At 64.2% G+C, this 19350-nt stretch carries 18 protein-coding genes; 4 read left to right on the plus strand and 14 right to left on the minus strand.

The window, feature by feature from the left end:
• Positions 1-15: 15 nt before the first annotated feature.
• From ISG32_RS09970 to rpsB, 10 genes are all read right to left on the minus strand, one after another.
• On the minus strand, positions 16-534 hold the full coding sequence (locus ISG32_RS09970; protein ID WP_194770845.1) for an OmpH family outer membrane protein: 519 nt from the start codon (positions 532-534) through the stop codon (positions 16-18).
• Complete coding sequence (gene bamA / locus ISG32_RS09975; protein WP_194770846.1) at positions 534-2828, minus strand: outer membrane protein assembly factor BamA; 2295 nt, start codon at positions 2826-2828, stop codon at positions 534-536. The genes ISG32_RS09970 and bamA overlap by 1 nt, the downstream gene beginning before the upstream one ends.
• A gap of 50 nt (positions 2829-2878) precedes the next feature.
• On the minus strand, positions 2879-4255 hold the full coding sequence (gene rseP, locus ISG32_RS09980) for an RIP metalloprotease RseP (protein WP_194770847.1): 1377 nt from the start codon (positions 4253-4255) through the stop codon (positions 2879-2881).
• 25 nt (positions 4256-4280) lie between these two features.
• The gene (gene ispC / locus ISG32_RS09985) at positions 4281-5471 is read right to left on the minus strand and encodes a 1-deoxy-D-xylulose-5-phosphate reductoisomerase (RefSeq protein ID WP_194770848.1); all 1191 of its coding nucleotides are present in this window, start codon (positions 5469-5471) and stop codon (positions 4281-4283) included.
• Positions 5468-6322: a phosphatidate cytidylyltransferase gene (locus tag ISG32_RS09990; RefSeq protein ID WP_194770849.1), complete on the minus strand. Its 855-nt coding sequence runs from the start codon at positions 6320-6322 to the stop codon at positions 5468-5470. The genes ispC and ISG32_RS09990 overlap by 4 nt, the downstream gene beginning before the upstream one ends.
• A gap of 47 nt (positions 6323-6369) precedes the next feature.
• Positions 6370-7110: a polyprenyl diphosphate synthase gene (gene uppS, locus ISG32_RS09995; RefSeq protein ID WP_194770850.1), complete on the minus strand. Its 741-nt coding sequence runs from the start codon at positions 7108-7110 to the stop codon at positions 6370-6372.
• A 32-nt stretch (positions 7111-7142) separates the two neighbouring features.
• Complete coding sequence (frr, locus tag ISG32_RS10000; RefSeq protein ID WP_194770851.1) at positions 7143-7703, minus strand: ribosome recycling factor; 561 nt, start codon at positions 7701-7703, stop codon at positions 7143-7145.
• Positions 7704-7760: 57 nt separating this feature from the next.
• Positions 7761-8483 (minus strand): UMP kinase, encoded by a 723-nt coding sequence (gene pyrH, locus ISG32_RS10005; RefSeq protein WP_194770852.1) that lies wholly within the window; start codon positions 8481-8483, stop codon positions 7761-7763.
• Positions 8484-8545: 62 nt separating this feature from the next.
• Positions 8546-9439 (minus strand): translation elongation factor Ts, encoded by an 894-nt coding sequence (gene tsf / locus ISG32_RS10010; RefSeq protein ID WP_194770853.1) that lies wholly within the window; start codon positions 9437-9439, stop codon positions 8546-8548.
• Between the two features lie 108 nt (positions 9440-9547).
• On the minus strand, positions 9548-10300 hold the full coding sequence (rpsB, locus tag ISG32_RS10015) for a 30S ribosomal protein S2 (protein WP_194770854.1): 753 nt from the start codon (positions 10298-10300) through the stop codon (positions 9548-9550).
• Between the two features lie 542 nt (positions 10301-10842).
• Between rpsB and ISG32_RS10020 the strand changes: the two genes are divergently transcribed.
• The 3 genes from ISG32_RS10020 (at position 10843) to ISG32_RS10030 (ending at position 14037) form a co-directional block, all read left to right on the plus strand.
• Positions 10843-12090, plus strand: a complete 1248-nt coding sequence (locus ISG32_RS10020) for an FAD-dependent oxidoreductase (RefSeq protein ID WP_194770855.1) — start codon at positions 10843-10845, stop codon at positions 12088-12090.
• A gap of 35 nt (positions 12091-12125) precedes the next feature.
• Positions 12126-13667, plus strand: coding sequence for an NAD(P)H-hydrate dehydratase (locus ISG32_RS10025; protein ID WP_194770856.1), 1542 nt, complete (start codon positions 12126-12128; stop codon positions 13665-13667).
• 190 nt (positions 13668-13857) lie between these two features.
• On the plus strand, positions 13858-14037 hold the full coding sequence (locus tag ISG32_RS10030; RefSeq protein WP_166069892.1) for a hypothetical protein: 180 nt from the start codon (positions 13858-13860) through the stop codon (positions 14035-14037).
• A gap of 57 nt (positions 14038-14094) precedes the next feature.
• On the opposite strand, the gene ISG32_RS10035 is transcribed toward ISG32_RS10030, so the two are convergent.
• From ISG32_RS10035 to ISG32_RS10050, 4 genes are read right to left on the minus strand one after another with little or no spacing between them, the layout of a single operon-like run.
• A complete protein-coding gene (locus tag ISG32_RS10035; protein ID WP_194770857.1) occupies positions 14095-14820 on the minus strand; it encodes a hypothetical protein in 726 nt (241 codons plus the stop codon).
• Complete coding sequence (locus ISG32_RS10040) at positions 14817-15830, minus strand: MlaD family protein (protein WP_194770858.1); 1014 nt, start codon at positions 15828-15830, stop codon at positions 14817-14819. Before ISG32_RS10040 ends, ISG32_RS10035 begins: the two co-directional genes overlap by 4 nt.
• Before the next feature lie 31 nt (positions 15831-15861).
• A complete protein-coding gene (locus ISG32_RS10045) occupies positions 15862-16680 on the minus strand; it encodes an MlaE family ABC transporter permease (RefSeq protein WP_194770859.1) in 819 nt (272 codons plus the stop codon).
• A gap of 36 nt (positions 16681-16716) precedes the next feature.
• On the minus strand, positions 16717-17175 hold the full coding sequence (locus ISG32_RS10050) for a Cd(II)/Pb(II)-responsive transcriptional regulator (protein WP_194770860.1): 459 nt from the start codon (positions 17173-17175) through the stop codon (positions 16717-16719).
• A gap of 40 nt (positions 17176-17215) precedes the next feature.
• Between ISG32_RS10050 and ISG32_RS10055 the strand changes: the two genes are divergently transcribed.
• Positions 17216-19318 carry a heavy metal translocating P-type ATPase gene (locus tag ISG32_RS10055; RefSeq protein ID WP_194770861.1) on the plus strand — a complete coding sequence of 701 codons (2103 nt, stop codon included), beginning with the start codon at positions 17216-17218 and terminating at the stop codon, positions 19316-19318.
• Positions 19319-19350: the final 32 nt, after the last annotated feature.

A 19350-nucleotide genomic window follows, 5' to 3' on the forward strand; every position in this document is an offset into this window, starting at 1 on the left:
ACCAGACGTTGCACGTCACTTGCCGTTGCCGGAGTTCATGGCCTTGATCACCTTGTCGGTGATGTCCAGCTTGGGGTTGATGTAGACGGCTTCCTGCAGGATCACGTCGTACTTTTCAGCCTCGGCCACTTGCTTGACGATCCGGTTGGCGCGCTCGAGCACGGTGGCCAGTTCTTCGCTCTTGCGCGAGCTCAGGTCTTCCTGGAACTCACGACGCTTGCGCTGGAAGTCGCGGTCCTGATCGGCCAGCGAACGCTGACGCGAGGCACGCTGGCTCTCGGACATGGTGGGCGCTTCACGTTCAAACTTTTCGCTGGCGCTCTTCAGGCTGTTGCCTTGATCGACCAGTTCCTTTTCGCGCTTGGAAAATTCCTGCTCCAGCTTGGACTGCGCGGCCTTGGCGGAATTGGCTTCGCGGAAGACACGGTCGGTGTTGACGAAGCCGGCCTTGAACTCCTGCGCTTGCGCAGGAACCGCTGCGGCCAGGCTGCCCAGCAAAACGACCAAGGGAAGATGACGGGAAAGGGATGTCATTAGAAAGATGTTCCGATCTGGAATTGCAATTTCTGGATTCTATCGCCGGCGAATTTTCGCACGGGCTGCGCAAAAGCTAGACGCAATGGGCCAAGAGGGGAAATCCAGCTCAACCCCAAACCTGTCGACACGCGCATTTGACTCAACTCCCAGCTTTCATGTTCACCGTACACGTTGCCCGCATCGACGAAGCCGAAGATGCGAAGCGTACGGTCATTGCCTGCGCCCGGGAATGGCGCAATCAATTCAGCATTCAGCGTGACCTTCTTCGGGCCACCAAGCACCGAGCCGGTCACGTCGCGCGGGCCGAGCGTACCTTGCTCGAAGCCCCGCACCGATCCGAGACCGCCGGAATAGTAATTCTTGAAGACGGGGAACGGCTGGCCGTTCAGGCCCTTGCCCAGACCCAGTTCACCGTTGAAGGCCAGCGTGAACTTCTTGTTCAGCGGCACGTACTGCTGGTACTGGTAGCTGCCCTTCACGTAACGGGCATCGCCCGCCAGCGAGATTTCCGAATTCAGGCGCTGGTACCGGCCCGAGTTGGGTGCGAGCGCGCTGTCGCGGCTGTCGCGACCCCAGCCCACGGTCAGGGGGATCGAGAAGCTGCTCGATCCGTAATCGCGGATGTAGGCGAGATAGGCCGCAGGAATGTTCGTGCCTTCCTTGATGCGGGTGTTTTCCAGACCCACGCCGAAGAACACCGTGTCGATTTCGCTGAACGGCACGCCAAAGCGCACGCTGCCGCCCGCTGTGATCAGCTGGTAGTCACCGCCCATGTCGGCGTAAGGCTTGGCCGTGCGGTAGTACAGGTCAAGCGTGCGCGAGATGCCGTCCTTGGTGAAGTACGGATCAGTGGTGCTGAAGACGATGGTGCGGTTGTACTTGCTGGTGTTGACGTCAACGCCCAGATAGTTGCCCGAACCGAACACGTTTTCCTGCTTGATGCCGAAGGACAGCGAAATCTTTTCGGCGCTGGAGAAACCGGCACCGAGCGTGAGCGAGCCAGTCGGCTTTTCCTTCACGTTGACGACGAGGTCGACCTGATCGGGCGAGTTCGGCACCTCCTGGGTTTCCACGTCGACTTCGGTGAAGAAGCCCAGACGGTCCACGCGGTCGCGCGAGATCTTGATCTTGTCGGCGTCGTACCACGACGCCTCGAACTGGCGGAATTCACGGCGGATCACGGCGTCACGCGTGCGGTTGTTGCCGCTCACGTTGATGCGGCGCACGTAGGCGCGGCGCGACGGCTCGGCACGCAGCACGAGTTCCACGCGGTCATTTTCCTTGTCGATCTCGGGCACGGCCTCGACCTTGGCGAAGGCGTAACCGAAATTGCCGAAGTGGTCGGTGAAGGCCTTGGTCGTTTCAGCGACCTTGTCGCCGTTGTAGGGCTCGCCCGGACGGATCGTCACCATGGACTTGAACTCGTCATCGCGATCCAGGTAGTTGCCTTCGAGCTTGACGCCCGAGACGACGTACGGATTGCCTTCGTTGATGTTCACCGTGATGGAGATGTCCTGCTTGTCGGGCGAGATCGCGACCTGGGTCGAATCGATGCGGAACTCGAGGTAACCACGCGACAGGTAGTACGAGCGCAGCGTTTCCAGGTCGGCATTGAGCTTGGCGCGCGAATAGCGGTTGGACTTGGTGTACCAGCTGAGCCAGCCACCGGTGTCCTGGTCGAACTGGTCCTTGAGAGTGCCTTCGCTGAACGCCTTGGCGCCGACGATCTTGATGTCCTTGATCTTCGCGGGCTCACCTTCGACCACGGAGAACGTCAGGTTCACACGATTGCGCTCGATCGGAGTCACCGTGGTCACCACGTTCACGCCGTACATGCTGCGGTTGATGTATTGGCGCTTGAGCTCCTGCTCGGCGCGATCGGCCAGGGCCTTGTCGAAGGGGCGGCCTTCGGTCAGACCCACGTCGCGCATGGCCTTCTTGAGCGTGTCGGCGTCGAATTCCTTGGTGCCGGCGAACTCCACGTCGGCGATGGTCGGGCGTTCCTCGACGACGACGACGAGCACGTTGCCTGCGGCTTCGAGGCGCACGTCCTTGAACAGGCCGAGCGCGAACAGCGCGCGGATGGCGGCGGCGCCCTTTTCATCGGTGTATTCATCACCGACGCGCATCGGCAGGGAAGCGAAGACGGTGCCCGCCTCGACGCGCTGCAGGCCTTCCACACGGATGTCCTGAACGTGGAACGGATCCAACGCCCATGCCTGAGCTGCAAAGACCATGGCAGCGATTGCTGTTGCAGTACGCGCGCCCAAGCGATTGAATTGTTTTTTCATGTGTGAATCGAAGCCAGTACCCAGTACCGCAGCACCGTGTGGCAAATGTTTTAGCCAAAAAGCCGGGTTACATACCGGGTGACATCATTGAACATGGCGATGGACATCATCACCAGCAACACGGCTACGCCGCCCCGCTGAAGCCTTTCCATCCAGGCATCGGACACGCCGCGACCTGTCAGTCCTTCCCAAAGATAATACATCAGGTGCCCCCCATCCAGAACGGGCAACGGCAACAGGTTCAGCACGCCAAGGCTCACGCTGATCAAGGCCATGAAAATCAGATACTGAGTGAGCCCCATGCTGGCGGACTTGCCTGCGTAGTCGGCGATGGTCAACGGGCCGCTGAGGTTCTTGAGCGATGCCTGTCCAATGACCATGCGGCCCATCATGCGAAGCGTCAATATCGACACCTCCCAGGTGCGCTGAACGCCCTTGGAAATGCCCTCAAGAAATCCATAGTGAACGGTGACCAACTCCGGCGGCTCGCCCACATAGGCGCCGATACGACCGTAGGAACCATTTGCATCCTGCAACATTTCAGGAGTGACCGGAATGTCCATCTGACGGCCTTCGCGCTCGACGCGCCAGGTCTGGGCCTGCACCTTGCCGTCCACCACCGAGTTGCGGATCAGCTCGCGCAACTGCAGCCCGTCGACGATATCCTTGGTGCCCACGCGCAGCACGAGATCATGCTGCTTGAGGCCGGAGCGCTCGGCGGCGCTGTCCTTCATCACATCGCCGATCACCGGCTTGGTCCAGGGGCTCAGAATGCCGATCTTGCGGAACAGCTCCAGATCCGCGTCCTTGGCCTGCATGGCTGCCAGATCGAGCGTGAATTCGCGATGTCCCAAGCCGCCGTCGCCCTGCACCGACAGGCGGGCGTTCTGGCCGTCAAGCGCACCGCGCGTCAGCAGCCAGCGCACGTCCTCAAACGACTGCACCGGCTCGATTTCGTCATCGCCGAGCGCCGCACCGAGCACCAGTTCACCGCCGCGCAGGCCCGCCTTGTCGGCCACGGAGCCCGCCACCGGATTGGCAAGCAGCGGCTTGGCTTCGTCCACGCCGGTCCAGTTGACGACCGAATACAGCACCACCGCCAACAGCAGATTGGCCAACGGTCCTGCGGCGACGATGGCCGCGCGCGATTTCAAGGGTTGGGTATTGAACGCGAGATGGCGTTCCTCCGGCGCGACGGGCGCTTCGCGTTCGTCCAGCATGCGCACATAGCCGCCGAGTGGAAACGCAGCAAGCACGAACTCGGTCGGCGAGCCCTTTTTTTGCCAGCGCAGCAGCGGCTTGCCGAAGCCGACAGAAAAACGCAGCACCTTCACGCCACACGCCACCGCCACGCGGTAATGGCCGTACTCATGCACGGCAATCAACACGCCCAGGGCCACGACGAACGCAACGATGGTCAACAGCATGTGAAGGTCTCCTGAAAAGAACCGATCAGACCGCAGCGATCCGTGCCACCGCGATGTCTGCGGCGGCTCGGGTTTGCGCGTCGAGCGCCAGCAGCGCCTCGAGCGAATCCGGGTTGGACGGTATCACACGCTCCAAAGTTTCAAGATTGATGGCATGAATTTGGTCGAAGCGGATTTTTCCATTCAAGAACGCCGCCACCGACACCTCATTGGCCGCGTTCAGCACCGCCGTCGTGCCCTGCGGCGCGCGCAGCGCCTGCCACGAAAGATGCAGGCCGGGGAAGCGCGCCGCATCGGCTTCTTCGAACGTGAGCGCAGCCAGCTTCGCGAAGTCGAGCTGGGGCGTGCCGCTTTCGATGCGCTCCGGCCAGGCGAGGCCGACCGCGATCGGCACCCGCATGTCGGGCGTGCCGAGCTGGGCGATGATCGACGCGTCGACAAACTGCACCATCGAATGGATGATCTGCTGTGGATGGATCACGACCTTGATCTGCTCGGGCGTGAGGTCGAACAGCCAGCGCGCTTCGATCACCTCGAGCGCCTTGTTCATCATCGTCGCCGAGTCGATGGAGATCTTGCGCCCCATCGCGAAATTCGGGTGTGCGCACGCCTGATCGGGCGTCACGTCACGCAGCGTCTTGGGATCGCGCGTGCGGAACGGGCCACCCGAAGCGGTCAGCAGAATGTGGTCCACGCGGCGCGCCCAGGTCGTTGGGTCCTCCGGCAGGCTCTGGAAGATCGCGGAGTGCTCGCTGTCGATGGGCAGCAGCGTCGCCCCGCCCTGCTTCACTGCGTTCATGAAGACCTCGCCGCCGACGACGATGGCCTCCTTGTTGGCCAGCAGCAAGCGCTTGCCCGCACGCGCGGCGGCGATGCAAGGAGCGAGGCCCGCAGCGCCGACGATCGCGGCCATCACGGCGTCGACTTCGGGGTGCGAGGCGATCATCTCGAGCGCTCCCTCGGTGTGCAGCACTTCGGTCGCGAGGCCATTGGCGCGCAGCTTGTCCGCCAGCTCGCGGGCGTGGGGCGCGCTCGCCATCACCGCGTAGCGCGGCTTGAACTGAGCGCACTGCGCGAGCATCACGTCGACGCGCGTCGCGGCGGAAAGCGCAAAGATTTCGTATTGGTCCAGGTGGCGAGCCACCACATCCAGCGTATTGGTGCCGATGGAGCCCGTGGAGCCCAGAACGGTCAGACGTTGTTTTGTCGTCGTCATGCAGCTGCAAAGTAAGTAAGCATCATGGCCAGCGGCACGGCGGGCAGGATCGCATCGATGCGGTCCAGCACGCCGCCGTGACCGGGCAGCAGGTTGCTGCTGTCCTTCATTCCGGCGCTGCGCTTGACCAGTGATTCCACCAGATCGCCCACCACGCTCATCGCGGCCATGAAGACTGCGCCCAGCAGCAGGAACCAATAGCCCTTGGCCGCCAGACGCGAATAGAAACTGGACACCGACACCTGATTGGAGGCGTCGAGCGCAACCCAGACCACGGCGAGCACGATCACACCGATCATGCCGCCCCAGACGCCTTCCCAGCTCTTGCCCGGGCTGATGGCTGGCGCCAGTTTGTTCTTGGTGAACTTGAGTCCGAAGGTGCGGCCGGCGAAATACGCAAAGATGTCCGCCGCCCAGACCAGCACCAGAATCGACAGCAGGAAATTGATGCCGACGTTGCGGGCCTGCACCACGGCCAGCCATGCCGTCCACAGAGCCAGCACGCCACCGATCAGGCGGATCGCCTTCGGAATCTGCGGCCAGCCCGCCACGCCGGCGCGCAGCAGATAGGCCCCGCCAAGCACCCAGCAGGCGCCCGCGATGGTCCAGAGCCACGGCAACGGAGTGCTGACCCAGCCGAGCTGCCAGCTCACGCCGCAGAGAATCAGGCAGACGGCGCTCACCGCCAGCGCCGACGCGCCCTTGAGGCCATTGAGCCGCCCCCACTCCCACGCGCCCGCCGACATGAAGATCAGCAGGATGGCGGTGAATGGCAGGGTGTTCGAGGCAAACAGCGCCGGCAGCAGAATGGCCAGCAGCACCAGGGCCGTAATGACACGTTGTTTGAGCATCCGTCAGCCCCTTCTGATTCTCGAATGGTCAGCCGGTTCGTTGGCCGTCAGGCCAGCGAACCCGAGGACCTGGATGAAGATTTCTGAACCTGCGCCGAGGTCTTGCCGAAACGGCGCTCACGCGACGCGTAGGCGGCAATCGCCTCGTCCAGTGCGGCCTCGTCGAATTCGGGCCAGAGCCGGTCGCTGAAATACAGCTCCGAATAGGCGCACTGCCACAGCAGAAAATTGCTGATGCGCATCTCGCCGCCGGTGCGGATCAACAGGTCGGGGTCCGCCACGAAGGACAGCGCCATGGCCCGGTCCAGACTGAGCTCGGTGATGGCTTCGCCCCGCGCTGCCAGTTGGGCTGCGGCCTGCGCGATGTCCCAGCGTCCGCCGTAGTTGAAGCAGACGTTGAGAATCAGGCGCGTGTTGCCCGCCGTGATGGCCTCGGCCTGCTGCAGGCCTTCGCGCACCTTCTCGGACAGGCTCGCCTTGTCGCCCACGAAATGGAGCTGGACGCCGTCCTTGTGAAGCTGCGGCACCTCGCGCGAAAGCGCCTTGGCGAGCAGGTCCATCAGGCCCGACACCTCATCGGCCGGGCGATTCCAGTTTTCGGACGAGAACGCGAAGACGGTCAGCACGCCCACGCCGCGCTCGGCACAGGCGCGCGCGCAGCGGCGCAGCGAATCCACGCCCTGCTTGTGCCCCGCCAGGCGAGGCAGCAGACGGCGAGTGGCCCAGCGGCCATTGCCGTCCATGACGACGGCGATGTGATGCGGGACCACGCTAGGGGAAGATGACATGTACGAAGAGCGATGACGATCCGATCGGGTGATCAGATGGCCATGATTTCCTGTTCCTTGGCCGCCACCAGCACATCGATATCGGCGATGCGCTTGTCGGTCAGCTTCTGGACTTCGGCTTCGGAGCGCTTCTGATCGTCTTCGGACGCTTCCTTGTCCTTGACAAGCTTCTTCACGCCTTCGTTGGCGTCACGGCGCAGATTGCGGATCGCGATCTTGGCGTTCTCGCCTTCGGTGCGGGCCAGCTTGGTCATTTCCTTGCGGCGCTCTTCCGACATCGCGGGCATCGGCACGCGGATCAGGTCACCCAGCGAAGCAGGATTCAGACCCAGATCGCTTTCGCGGATGGCCTTCTCGATCTTGGCGCCCATGGGCTTTTCCCAGGGCTGAACGCTGATGGTCCGCGAATCGAGCAGTGTCAGATTGGCCACCTGGGACAAAGGCACCATCGAGCCGTAGTACTCGACATGGATCGTGTCGAGCAACTGCGGATTGGCGCGGCCCGTGCGGACCTTGCCCAGATTGTTCTTGAGCGCCTCGATGGACTGGTCCATCTTGGCCTGGGTGGTTTTCTTGATATCGGCAATGGTCATATTGTTCTCCTCAGCCTGCAACGCGTTGAAACGCAAGTCACGAATGCTGCAAAGCCCTCAAGCGTACACCAGAGTGCCTTCGTCTTCACCCATAACCACTCGCTTGAGTGCACCTGGCTTCACGATGGAGAACACGCGGATCGGCAGACGCTGGTCGCGGCACAGCGCGAAGGCAGTGGCGTCCATGATGCCGAGGTTGCGGTTGATCGCCTCATCGAAAGTCAGCGTGGCGTAGCGGGTGGCGCTGGGGTCTTTCTGTGGGTCGGCCGTGTACACGCCGTCCACCTTCGTGGCCTTGAGCACCAGCTCGGCCCCGATTTCCGCACCGCGCAGAGCCGCGGCGGTGTCGGTCGTGAAGAAGGGATTGCCGGTGCCGGCTGCAAACACCACCACCTTGCCTTCTTCGAGATATTGCAGCGCCTTGGGGCGCACATAGGGTTCGACCACCTGCTCAATGGCGATGGCGGACATCACGCGTGCGGTGAGTCCCTGTTTGTCCATGGCATCGGCAAGCGCCAGCGCGTTCATCACGGTGGCCAGCATGCCCATGTAATCCGCCGTGGCGCGATCCATGCCGACGGAGCCGCCAGCCACGCCACGGAAGATGTTGCCACCACCAATCACCACCGCCACTTCCACGCCCAGACGCGTGACTTCGGCGACTTCTTCCACCATCCGCACGATGGTCGCGCGGTTGATGCCGAACTGATCGTCCCCCATCAGCGCCTCACCAGACAACTTGAGCAGAATGCGCTTGTGAGCTGGTTTGGCGATGGTCATATGGGGTACTCCGTAAGGCTAAAAATGAAATGGGGGATTGGTGGGGCTATGGCGTCTGAGGATCAGGCGCCAGCCTTGGCGGCTGCCACTTGGGCGGCCACTTCTGCGGCGAAGTCGTCAGCCTTCTTCTCGATGCCTTCGCCCACGACGTACATCGTGAAGGCCTTGATCGTGGTGTTGGCGGCCTTGAGCATCTGCTCGACGGTCTGCTTGCCGTCGGCAGCCTTCACGAAGACCTGGTTGTACAGGGAGACTTCCTTCAGGTACTTCTGCACCGAGCCTTCGACCATCTTGGCGGCGATGTCGGCTGGCTTGCCGGATTCTTCAGCCTTGGCTGCAGCAACCGAGCGTTCCTTTTCGATCAGGTCGGCAGGCACGTCAGCGGAGGACAGCGCCACGGGCTTCATCGCTGCGATGTGCATTGCCACGTCCTTGGCGGCGGTAGCGTCACCTGCGTACTCGACCATCACGCCGATGCGTGTGCCGTGCAGGTAGACAGCCAGATCGCTGCCGTCGAAACGCTTGAAGCGACGGAAGGACATGTTCTCGCCGATCTTGCCGATCAGGCCCTTGCGGACTTCTTCCAGCGTAGGACCGAAGCCGTCCTGCTCGTATGCCAGCGCGCCCAGAGCGGCCACGTCAGCGGGGTTCTTTTCAGCGATCAGCTTGGCTGCGGCGTTGGCCAGAGCGATGAAGCTGTCGTTCTTGGACACGAAGTCGGTTTCGCTGTTCACTTCGATCATGGCGCCGGTCTGGCCAGCCACGAATGCGGAGATCACGCCTTCGGCGGTCACGCGGGAAGCGGCCTTGCCGGCCTTGGTGCCGAGCTTGACGCGCAGCAGCTCTTCAGCCTTGGCCATGTCGCCATCGGCTTCGGTCAGGGCCTTCTTGCATTCCATCATCGGCGCGTCGGTCTTCGCGCGGAGTTCAGCGACCATGCTTGCGGTAATTGCCATCGTATTTCTCCAGAATCTGTTCAGTTCGTTACGGTTTGCAGGCTAAAAAAAAGGGGGCTCAATTGAGGCCCCGCTTTTTCTCGCGACGAATCGCGCGGCCTGGTCTATTTAGGCAGCGGCTTCGTCCACTTCCACGAATTCGTCGGAGCCTTCGGCCTGCACAGCCTTGACCACGTCGTTCACCGCGTTGGCGCGGCCTTCGAGGATTGCGTCAGCGATGCCACGTGCGTACAGCGTCACGGCCTTGGCAGAGTCATCGTTGCCGGGGATCACGTAGTCGATACCTTCTGGGGAGTGGTTGGAGTCAACCACGCCGATCAGGGGGATGCCCAGCTTCTTGGCTTCGGCAATGGCGATCTTGTGGAAGCCCACGTCGATCACGAAGATTGCGTCCGGCAGAGCGGTCATGTCCTGAATGCCACCGATGTCCTTCTCGAGCTTCTCGAGTTCGCGGGAGAACACCAGTTGCTCCTTCTTGCTCATCGTTTCGAGGCCAGCTTCCTGCTGAGCCTTCATGTCCTTCAGACGCTTGATGGACGTCTTCACGGTCTTGAAGTTGGTCAGCATGCCGCCGAGCCAGCGCTGGTCGACGAAAGGCACGCCGGCGCGCTGTGCTTCTTCCTTCAGGATCTCACGGGCTTGACGCTTCGTGCCGACCATCAGGATGGTGCCGCGGTTGGCAGACAGTTGCTTGACGAACTTCTGCGCGTCCTGGAACATCGGCAGCGACTTTTCCAGGTTGATGATGTGAATCTTGTTGCGATGACCGAAGATGAACGGAGCCATCTTGGGGTTCCAGAAGCGGGTCTGGTGACCGAAGTGGACACCGGCTTCCAGCATTTCGCGCATTGTGACGGACATAGGAATACTCCAAAGGTTGGGTCTTAAATCCAGCCCCGATTTATCCTCCCGAAAGCTCTTTTCTTCGGGATGACACCTTGACGGGGCCGGTTTGTGATTGCCTTGCACCCTGCTACGCAACTCACCGGATCAACATCCGGCAAAGGCAGCATTCGGCAAAACCCTAGGATTGTAGCACGCAGCGCGGAGGGCTCCCGCCAATCTCCCACCTCAGGGCTCAAAACGCGCTCCCAAACGCGACTGAACGGCATCGTTTGCATTTCTGCCACGAATCTGTCACCCGCATCGGAGACCCTTGAATCTGTTGACGATCTTGCTTCACGGGACCGGAAAGGCATGGCCACTGGTTCACCTTAGTTCACCGTTGATGGCCTGCCGCCAAAAATATGCGTGCCCGGCTGACGATGGAGCCCCGTCAGGCAGCGCACAATGCAAGGCTTTGCCACAATGGCGTGGCTGGAAACAGGCGCACATCACCCCGCTTGCACCGACACCGCACGATCCGCTCGTGCGGCATCACTGTACGAAATAGTTGAGATTTCATGGAAATAGCCATTGTGGGCGCTGGCATCGTGGGAGTCGCCACCGCTTATGAACTGGCATGCGACGGACACCAGGTCACGGTGTACGAACAGCGCAGCGCCGCCGCCGAAGAAGCCAGCTTTGCAAGCTCCGGGCTGCTCGCACCCTCGTTGCTGATCCCTTGGGCCAGCCCGGCCATCGGCATGCACGCCAGCAATCTGCTCTGGGGTCGCCAGCCGGCCTTTCGCATGGCCCGCGGCGCCGGGCTCGGCGAATACCGCTGGCTGAGAAAATGGCGCAAGGCGGGCCGCGCGCCCTCCGCGCTCGCGACCCTGCAGGCGCTTGAGAAGCTGGGACAGTTCAGTCTTGAGCGCACACTCAAGCTGGTGGAGTTGTTTCAGGTCGACATCGAACCCAGCCAGGGCACGCTGGTGCTGCTGCGCCACAAGAATGACGTCAAACGAACGCTTCCGGCCACCGAGGTGATGACCGAGGCCGGTCACGCGCTCACCGAGGTCGATGCCGATGGCGCACGCCTGATCGAGCCCGGACTCTCCGTCGACGTGCCGCTGACCGGTGCGCTCTACGCCAGCAAGGGTGAAGCGGCCAATTGCCGCCTGTTCGCCCAGGTGCTGCGCTACGCTGCGCAGGAGCATGGCGTCAAATTCCGCTTCAACGCGCAGGTCAAGGGCGTCACCACCCAACCCACGGGCCTGCAGATCGCGGGCGAGCCCGCGCCGCGCCGCGCCGATGCCGTCGTGCTCTGCGCGGGTCTGGCGAGCGCCGCGCTCCTGCGCAGTCACGGTGTGAATCTGCCGATGGCGCCGGTGTACGGCTACACCATCAGTGCGCCGCTGCGCGAGGACACCCATGCGCCGCAGGGCACGGTGATCGATCCGCAGCACCGCATCACCATCTCGCGGCAAGGCATGCGCGTGCGCGTCTCCGGCGGGGCCGAACTGGGCTACGGCGGCGGCGAGCATCATGCCGATACGCTGCAGAAGCTCTTCCTCGCGCTCTCGGGCTGGTTTCCCGGTGGCGTGCAGCTGTCGTCGTCACAGGTACAGATCCTGCGCGGTGCCCGCCCCACCCTGCCCGATGGCGCACCCGTGATCGGCGCCAGCGGCACTCCGGGCATCTGGCTGAACGCCGGTCACGGCGCCAGCGGCTGGGCGCTCGCCTGCGGCAGCGCTCGCGCGCTGGCGGACCGCATCGCCCAGGCGGCGCCCTCCGTTGAACTCGACGCCTTCGGCGTCAACCGTTTCTAGTCACTGAACCCGCGTCCATCCCCCACAATGCGGGGATGCTGCAGCGCGTTCATTTCGATCAAGACCACCCGCTCCACCACACGACCGCCACACGGACCCTCGAGGCCGTGGGCATCGCCGCCAGCGGACCGCATGTGCTGATGCAGCGCGCCGGAGTCGCCGTGGCGCGGCTCGCCACAGCCATCGCGCCGCACGCCGAGCGGATCTGGGTGGCCTGCGGCGCGGGAAACAATGGCGGTGATGGGCTGGAAGCCGCCGCGCTGCTGCGCAACCAGCGGCGCAACGTCAGCGTGAGCTGGCTGGGCTCGCCGGAATCCGCGTCCGACGACACCCGCAAGTCATGGCAGAAGGCCGTCGACAGCGGTGTGCGTTTTCTGAACGAGCCTCCCGACGACCTCGGCGAGCAGGATCTGTGCATCGACGCGCTGCTCGGCATCGGACTGAGCGCAATCGACACCGCACGCCAGCCATCGCCCGCGCTTTTGCAACTGCTGACCGCAATCCACACCACCCAGGCCACGGTGCTGTGCGTCGATCTGCCGAGCGGCCTGATCGCCGATTCGGGCCAGTTGGCGCCAGGGTTCGAACAGCCCGGCGGCGGCTCGACCAACCATCAAAGCGCTCGCCACACGCTGAGCCTGCTGACGTTGAAGCCCGGCCTGTTCACCGGTGCGGGACGCGACGAGGCGGGCACCGTCTGGCTCGACGATCTGGACCTGCCCCCCGGCGATCTCCTCCCATCCACCCTGCTGGCAGGCGCGCCGCACAGACCGCACCGCCCTCACGCCACCCACAAGGGCACCTGGGGCGATGTCGCCATCGTCGGCGGAGAAGGCCTGCGCGAGCGCGGCATGGGCATGACCGGCGCGGCGCTGCTGGCCGCCACCGCCGCGCTGCACGCCGGAGCGGGCCGCGTGATGCTCGCGCCGCTCGATGTCGATCTGCTGCAGCCCCCAGCCGATCAGCCGGAACTGATGCTGCGGCGCTTTGACATGCTGGAGCTCGAGAAGCTCACCGTCGTCTGCGGCTGCGGCGGCGGCGAGGCGGTGCGCACCGTTCTTCCCGAGGTGCTGCGCAGATCGCAGCGCCTGGTGCTCGACGCCGATGCGCTCAACGCCATCGCCACCGACCCGATGCTCAAGCTGCTGCTGCAGGCACGCGCGAGCCATCCGGTGCACGTGACCGTCATGACGCCCCACCCGCTCGAAGCGGCCCGCCTGCTGGGCACCAGTACCGCCGCCGTTCAAGCCGACCGGATTGCGGCCGCACAGCAATTGGCCGACCGTTTCGCGAGCGTCGTGATCCTGAAAGGCTCGGGCAGCATCATCGCAGCCCCGCGCCAGACACCCTATATCAATCCCACCGGCAACGCACGCCTTGCCACGGGCGGAACCGGCGATGTGCTGGCGGGCCTGCTGGGTGCGCGCGTCGCATCCATTCGTGAAGATTCGGAAATGCCCACGCATGCGTTCGCCGCAGCGCGCGCAGCCTGCTGGCAGCACGGACTGATTGCCGACGGATGGCCGCCGAACAGCGCCTTGACGGCATCTGCGCTGGCCAGACGGCTGACCCCATAGGCCGGTTTGTGGAAAGAGACCAACACAAGCGCAATCAACCGTGAACTGCGGCGGCTGTGGGCGTCACAAGCTCCCGTCCGACACGATTTCTCCTCAATCGGGTGTTCCAATACAGTCTGTCGGTCAACGAATTTGCCAGGTCAAACGTTGATTGACTTGTATTCGTTTCATTTTTTCCGAGGACCCTGTCATGAACCGCAACATCCGCCAAGGATCGCGCGCACTGGCAGCCTTCACGGTGACGGTAGCTTTGGCCGTAGCGGCCACTGCCATGACGTTGATTCCCGATGAGGCTGTGCAGTCCGTCGATTCGCTGACAACAGCAAATACGCAGCTGGACAAACTGCTGAGCGCAGAACTGTTCAACTGAAGCCAGCAGGCGCATCTCACGCCGCCTGCTGTTGCGTGTCTCCCGCATATCTCGCACTCAAGGCCTCTTTGCAGAGGCCTTTTCATTTTTATTTTCATTCTTGGACGGCTCAGGTTGGCCCTGTTGCTGCACCAAAGCCATGCGGCGCAGCAGCCCAGCCGCCAGTTCGGCATCGCCAATCGCCTTGGCCCGCTCCGTACGCAGGCTCAGCCAACCGAGCAACGCGTGGCTCCAACCCTGTGCCGACGCGGTTTCGCTTGCGGTGACCAGCGTGTCCGGCGTCGCGCGCCCGGCCTTGAACGCCACGCCCGCCGCCACCAATCGCGAGAGCGGGTCGGGCATGGCGCCCACCGCATTCACATCGGCGGCAGCCTTGCGCTGCGTCTCTGGCAACAGCGCGATCTGCGCGGCAGACAGTGGCTTGCCCGCCAGATAGTCCGCGTAGGCCAACTCGGCCGGCTGCGCATCGGCGCGCAGTCGCTCGAAGCCGCTGCACTCTTCCCACTGCGCGCTCGCGACCTGCGCAGCGCAGCGGCTCAGTTCCACGCGCGCGAGTTGCTCCGCGCTGCCGGTGCGCGACACCTCGGCGCGCGCCGTGCGCCATTCCTGGTCGGCCACGCGCGTCTTGCCCGAGAGCTGCGCGTCCGTGGCGCGCTGCACCGAGCCATGGGAGTTGATCTTCCAGTCCGGCACGGGCGGCTTGTCAGCACAGGCTGCCAGCGTCAGCACGGCCACGGCCGGCAACCAGCGCACGCGATTCAACAGTGGATGAATCTTGGTCATGGCAGTTTCAGCTCCGAATCCTTGGCGAACGGCCATTTGCGGTTGACATCATTCAGCAGGCTCTCCACCTTGCGCAGATTGGCCTCCACCTCGCCGCGCAGCGCGCCAAGATCCGTCGTGGCCTCGTTCGCGTTCGCGGCAATGCCTTGTGCTTCGACCAGCACGGCGTCAATCTTGGTGAGACTCTGGCGGGTGTCGGTCAGCAGGCCGTTCAACTCCAGCACCGCGCCGCGCACGTCCTGCACCAGCCCGGCATCCTTGCCCGCACCGAAGACCTGCTTGTCCGCTTTGGCGACCACGCCGTCCATGCGCGCGAGCAATTGGTTGATGCGGTCCAGCGTGATCGCCACCTTCTTCGAATCGGCCTCGTTGCCGGTCAGCACCTTGAGCGCCCCGCCCGGTCCATTCAGGCTCTCGGTGAGCGAGCGCACGTTCTCGACCACGCCGCCGAGCGCCGAGCCCTGGCTCGTCATCGCGTTGAGGTTTTCCAGCAGCTCACGCGCCTGCGCCATGAGCTGCGGAATCTCGGCCGTCGCGTCGCCGCGCAGCACCGGGCGCGTGGCGCCGTCCTCGAGCTGCGGATCGGTCAGGATGCCGCTGTAGGCCTTGATCGTCGTGCCGCCGACGATGCCGCTCACCAGCGTGAACACGCTGGTCGAGCGCAGCCAGTGCGCGTCCTTCCTCGGCACATCGATGAGGATGTGGACCTCGGCGTTGTCGGCCAGCTCGATCTTGCGCACGCGGCCAATCGGAAAGCCCTGAAAGGTCATGTCCATGCCGACCGACACGCCCTGCGAATCGTCGGCCGTGAGGATCAGCCGCTGCGTGGGCTCGAACACGCCGCGCGCGTACATCAGGTAGATCGCCGCGCCGACGATCAGCAGCATCGTGAACAACAGCATCGCCACCGCCTTGCGCTCCAGATGGGCGACAGGGCGCAGCAGCTCGTCGCTTTCCATCGGCGGCAGCGGGCCGTGCACCGGCTCTCGTTCTTTTTCGGGTTCTGTCATAGTGGTCGGGCTCTGGTTTTCATCGTCCGGGTCAGTAGTAGTTGCCCACCAGCGAGGCGGCCTCGATGAGCAGGAGCACGGCGAACATGCGCGCCAGTCCGCCGAGTTCGGAGTCGAGCTGGCGCGGCGTGCCGTCGCGGTCGGTGGCGGCATCCGCGTACAGCCCTTCGGCCATCGGAATCAGCGCGATCGCGAGGCTGAAGAACACGGTCTTGAACGCAAAGATGAAGGTGATCTGCGGCGTGAACACATGACCGAACATGCGCGTGTAAAGCGGCAGCCCCGCAGTGCTGAGTCCGTACACCCCCACATAGGCCATGACCAGCGCGACCACGCACGAGAGCGCCGCCAGCGTCACGCTCGCATAGACGCCCGCGATCACGCGCGGCAGCAGCTCCACGCGGATCGGGTCGGCACCGTGTGCGCGCAGCGCGTCAAAGTGGCCGGAATGCTGCATCAGCGCGAGCTTGGTGCCGTTGGGAATGGTGGCGCGCATCGCAACGAACAGCGCGGCGGTCAGCGGAATCAGCTCCAGCACCAGCACGCGGACTACCATTTCGAGCGCATAGCGCGACAGCCCGTAGCTTTGCGCCGTGACGACCACGATGCGCGTGATCACCAGACTAAGCAGCGCGGCGAGCAGCGTGTGGCCGATGAGAATCGGCGCGGTCTCCAGATACATGTGCCGCGCGAGGCGCCAGCGCGTGGCGCGGTTGTAGCTCGACGGCGAAAGCATCAGCACCAGCACCACCGCCCCCAGATAGACGATGCGCCACCAGGACACGGCCCAGCGCCGCACCATGGCCCAGATGCGGTCCGGCAGTTCGATGACGCCCTGTGCTGCACTCATGCTTTGATCATAGCGGGACAGTCTGGAATCCGCGCGTCAGACATGGCGCTTGTGTGCGGGTTGGGGCGAAGGCACCGGATCGGCATCGGCGCGCTCGTGCAGCGCCTCGATCACATGGCAATGCCCGCCCGCACCATCGCAGCGCCCGCGCAGCGAGAGCAGCTCCTGCTCCAGCGTCTGCAGCTCGTTCAGGCGCGTGCGCACATGCTCCAGATGCTCGTCGAGCGTCGCGCAGGCGGTGTGGGCGTCGTGCTCTTCAGCCCCGTCGAGCGCCAGCAGCGAGCGCACCTCGCCGAGCGACATATCCATGGCGCGGCACAGGCGCACGAAGCGCAGCCGGTGGATCTCGTCATCGTTGTAGAGGCGGTACTGGTTGTCCGCCCGCGACTGGGCGGGCAGCAGGCCTTCCTTCTCGTAGTAGCGGATGCTGGCCGCAGGAATGCCCGAGAGACGCGCGGCATCTCCGATACGGTATTGGGGGCTTTGGATGGACATCGCTTGACCTTCAAGTGACTTCAAGGTTTCCAATCATGACATGAGCCAGAGCACCTCACTCCAAGAACCCCATGCCGACCATGGGCACGATCACAAGAATCACGACCACAACCATGGTCATGGCCATGAACATTCGCATGCGCACGATCACGCCGCGCCCGCCAAGAAGAAGGCAGCCCCGCCCGCCATTGGCTGCGGCGCCTGCTGCGGCGGCAGCACGCACTCCCACGCGGATGGCGACGACGATGACCACGCGGGCCACGACCACGGCGTGCTGCCCGGCTGGCCGCGCATCTACGCGGCGCTGGCCGTCGCGCTCGGTGCCGAGGTCGCGCACTGGTACCAGCTGCAGTACGTGGGCATGGCGCTCGCCATCATCGCGATCCTGCTGTCGGGCCTCGGTGTCTACAAGGCAGGCATCCAGAGCCTAGTGAAACTCAAGCTCGGCATCCACGCGCTCATGGCCGTGGCGGTGACCGGCGCCTTCCTCATCGGCCAGTGGCCCGAGGCCGCGATGGTGATGGCCCTCTACGCCGCCGCCGAGCGCATCGAAGACCAGGCCATGGACAAGGCGCGCAACGCCATCCGCAGCCTGCTCAACCTCGCCCCTGAAACCGCGGACGTGATGCAGCCCGACGGCAGCATCGCAAAAACCGCCGTGAACGACGTCCCCATGGGCGCAACCGTGCGCATCGCCCCCGGCGCGCTGGTGCCGCTCGACGGCACCGTCACCCAAGGCCAAAGCGCCGTCAACCAGGCCCCGATCACCGGCGAGAGCCAACTGGCGGACAAGGCCGTGGGCGACGCGCTCTATGCCGGCAGCGTCAACCAGAACGGCGAGCTGCAGATGCAGGTCACCGCCCCTCCCGGCAATACCCTGCTGGCGCGCATCGTTCACGCCGTCGAAGAAGCCCAGGCCTCGCGCGCACCCACACAGCGTTTCGTCGACCGTTTCGCCCAGATCTACACGCCCATCGTCTTCGTGCTCGCCCTGCTGCTGGCCGTGCTCGCGCCGCTGCTCGCCGACTGGTCTTGGCATGACGCGATCTACCAGGCGCTCGCCCTGCTCGTGATCGCCTGCCCCTGCGCACTGGTGATCTCCACGCCCGTCACGGTGGTGAGCGCCCTCACCGCCGCCGCCAAGCGCGGCATCCTCATCAAGGGCGGCAGCGCGCTCGAGGAGGCCCGCAAGCTCAAGGTCATCGCCCTCGACAAGACCGGCACGCTGACCACCGGCAGCCCCGCGCTCGTCCATTGGCAGGCGCTGGCCGCAGGTGACGACGCCGACGCGGCCCATGTCGCCTGGCAGCTCGCCAGCCGCTCCGACCACCCCGTCTCGCGCGCGATCGCCGCAGGCCTTGCCAAGACGCTCCCCGCCAATCTGGAAAACACCGTGCAGGACCTGAAAGCCCTGCCCGGCCGAGGCGTGGAAGGCCAGGTCCACGGCACCCGCTACGTTCTCGCCAACCTGCGCATGATCCGCGAGATGAACCTCGACACTCCGGCGCTCGAAGCCCTGCTCTCCGAGCAGGAAAAGCAGGGCCGCACCGTCACCCTGCTGGCCGACGACCAGTCCGTGCGCGCCCTCTTCGCCGTGGCCGACCCGCTGCGCGCCACCTCCCGCGAGGCCGTGCAGCTGCTCAAGGCCGTGGGCGTCGAGCCCATCGTGCTGAGCGGCGACAACACCGCCACCGTGAAGGCCGTCGCCGCCGAGGCGGGCATCGAGGACGCACGCGGCAGCCTGCTGCCCGAAGACAAGCTCCAGCTTCTCGCCGAGTTCCAGAAGACCAAGGGCCCCACCGCCATGACCGGCGACGGCATCAACGACGCCCCCGCCCTGGCCAAGGCCGACGTCGGCTTCGCCATGGGCGGCGCACACTCCACCGGCATGGCCATGGAAACCGCCGCCGTCGTCCTCATGAATGACGACCTGCGCCGCATCCCCGACACCGTGCGTCTGTCCCAATCAGCGCACAGCATCCTCTGGCAGAACATCAGCCTCGCGCTCGGCATCAAGGTGGTGTTCTTCATCCTCGCCCTCACTGGCCACGCGACCATGTGGATGGCGGTGGTGGCGGACATGGGGGTGTCGTTGCTGGTGGTGGCAAACGGATTGCGGCTCAGGAACTGGAGCGCAAAATAAGCGGCCCGGCATCGTCAACCCCTTCCAGACCT

The organism is Diaphorobacter caeni (genome assembly GCF_015354245.1).
Lineage (GTDB): Bacteria > Pseudomonadota > Gammaproteobacteria > Burkholderiales > Burkholderiaceae_C > Diaphorobacter_A > Diaphorobacter_A caeni.

Excerpts from the sequence above, each read along its gene's own strand:
- ISG32_RS10020 (WP_194770855.1), top strand. The coding sequence starts at position 10,843 with ATGGAAATAGCCATTGTGGGCGCTGGCATCGTGGGAGTCGCCACCGCT.
- ISG32_RS10055 (WP_194770861.1), top strand. The coding sequence starts at position 17,216 with ATGAGCCAGAGCACCTCACTCCAAGAACCCCATGCCGACCATGGGCAC.
- ISG32_RS09990 (WP_194770849.1), bottom strand. The coding sequence starts at position 6,322 with ATGCTCAAACAACGTGTCATTACGGCCCTGGTGCTGCTGGCCATTCTG.
- rseP (WP_194770847.1), bottom strand. The coding sequence starts at position 4,255 with ATGCTGTTGACCATCGTTGCGTTCGTCGTGGCCCTGGGCGTGTTGATT.
- ISG32_RS09970 (WP_194770845.1), bottom strand. The coding sequence starts at position 534 with ATGACATCCCTTTCCCGTCATCTTCCCTTGGTCGTTTTGCTGGGCAGC.
- uppS (WP_194770850.1), bottom strand. The coding sequence starts at position 7,110 with ATGTCATCTTCCCCTAGCGTGGTCCCGCATCACATCGCCGTCGTCATG.
- ISG32_RS10040 (WP_194770858.1), bottom strand. The coding sequence starts at position 15,830 with ATGACAGAACCCGAAAAAGAACGAGAGCCGGTGCACGGCCCGCTGCCG.
- tsf (WP_194770853.1), bottom strand. The coding sequence starts at position 9,439 with ATGGCAATTACCGCAAGCATGGTCGCTGAACTCCGCGCGAAGACCGAC.
- ISG32_RS10050 (WP_194770860.1), bottom strand. The coding sequence starts at position 17,175 with ATGTCCATCCAAAGCCCCCAATACCGTATCGGAGATGCCGCGCGTCTC.
- frr (WP_194770851.1), bottom strand. The coding sequence starts at position 7,703 with ATGACCATTGCCGATATCAAGAAAACCACCCAGGCCAAGATGGACCAG.
- ISG32_RS10030 (WP_166069892.1), top strand. The coding sequence starts at position 13,858 with ATGAACCGCAACATCCGCCAAGGATCGCGCGCACTGGCAGCCTTCACG.
- ISG32_RS10045 (WP_194770859.1), bottom strand. The coding sequence starts at position 16,680 with ATGAGTGCAGCACAGGGCGTCATCGAACTGCCGGACCGCATCTGGGCC.
- ISG32_RS10025 (WP_194770856.1), top strand. The coding sequence starts at position 12,126 with ATGCTGCAGCGCGTTCATTTCGATCAAGACCACCCGCTCCACCACACG.
- bamA (WP_194770846.1), bottom strand. The coding sequence starts at position 2,828 with ATGAAAAAACAATTCAATCGCTTGGGCGCGCGTACTGCAACAGCAATC.
- pyrH (WP_194770852.1), bottom strand. The coding sequence starts at position 8,483 with ATGACCATCGCCAAACCAGCTCACAAGCGCATTCTGCTCAAGTTGTCT.
- ispC (WP_194770848.1), bottom strand. The coding sequence starts at position 5,471 with ATGACGACGACAAAACAACGTCTGACCGTTCTGGGCTCCACGGGCTCC.
- rpsB (WP_194770854.1), bottom strand. The coding sequence starts at position 10,300 with ATGTCCGTCACAATGCGCGAAATGCTGGAAGCCGGTGTCCACTTCGGT.
- ISG32_RS10035 (WP_194770857.1), bottom strand. The coding sequence starts at position 14,820 with ATGACCAAGATTCATCCACTGTTGAATCGCGTGCGCTGGTTGCCGGCC.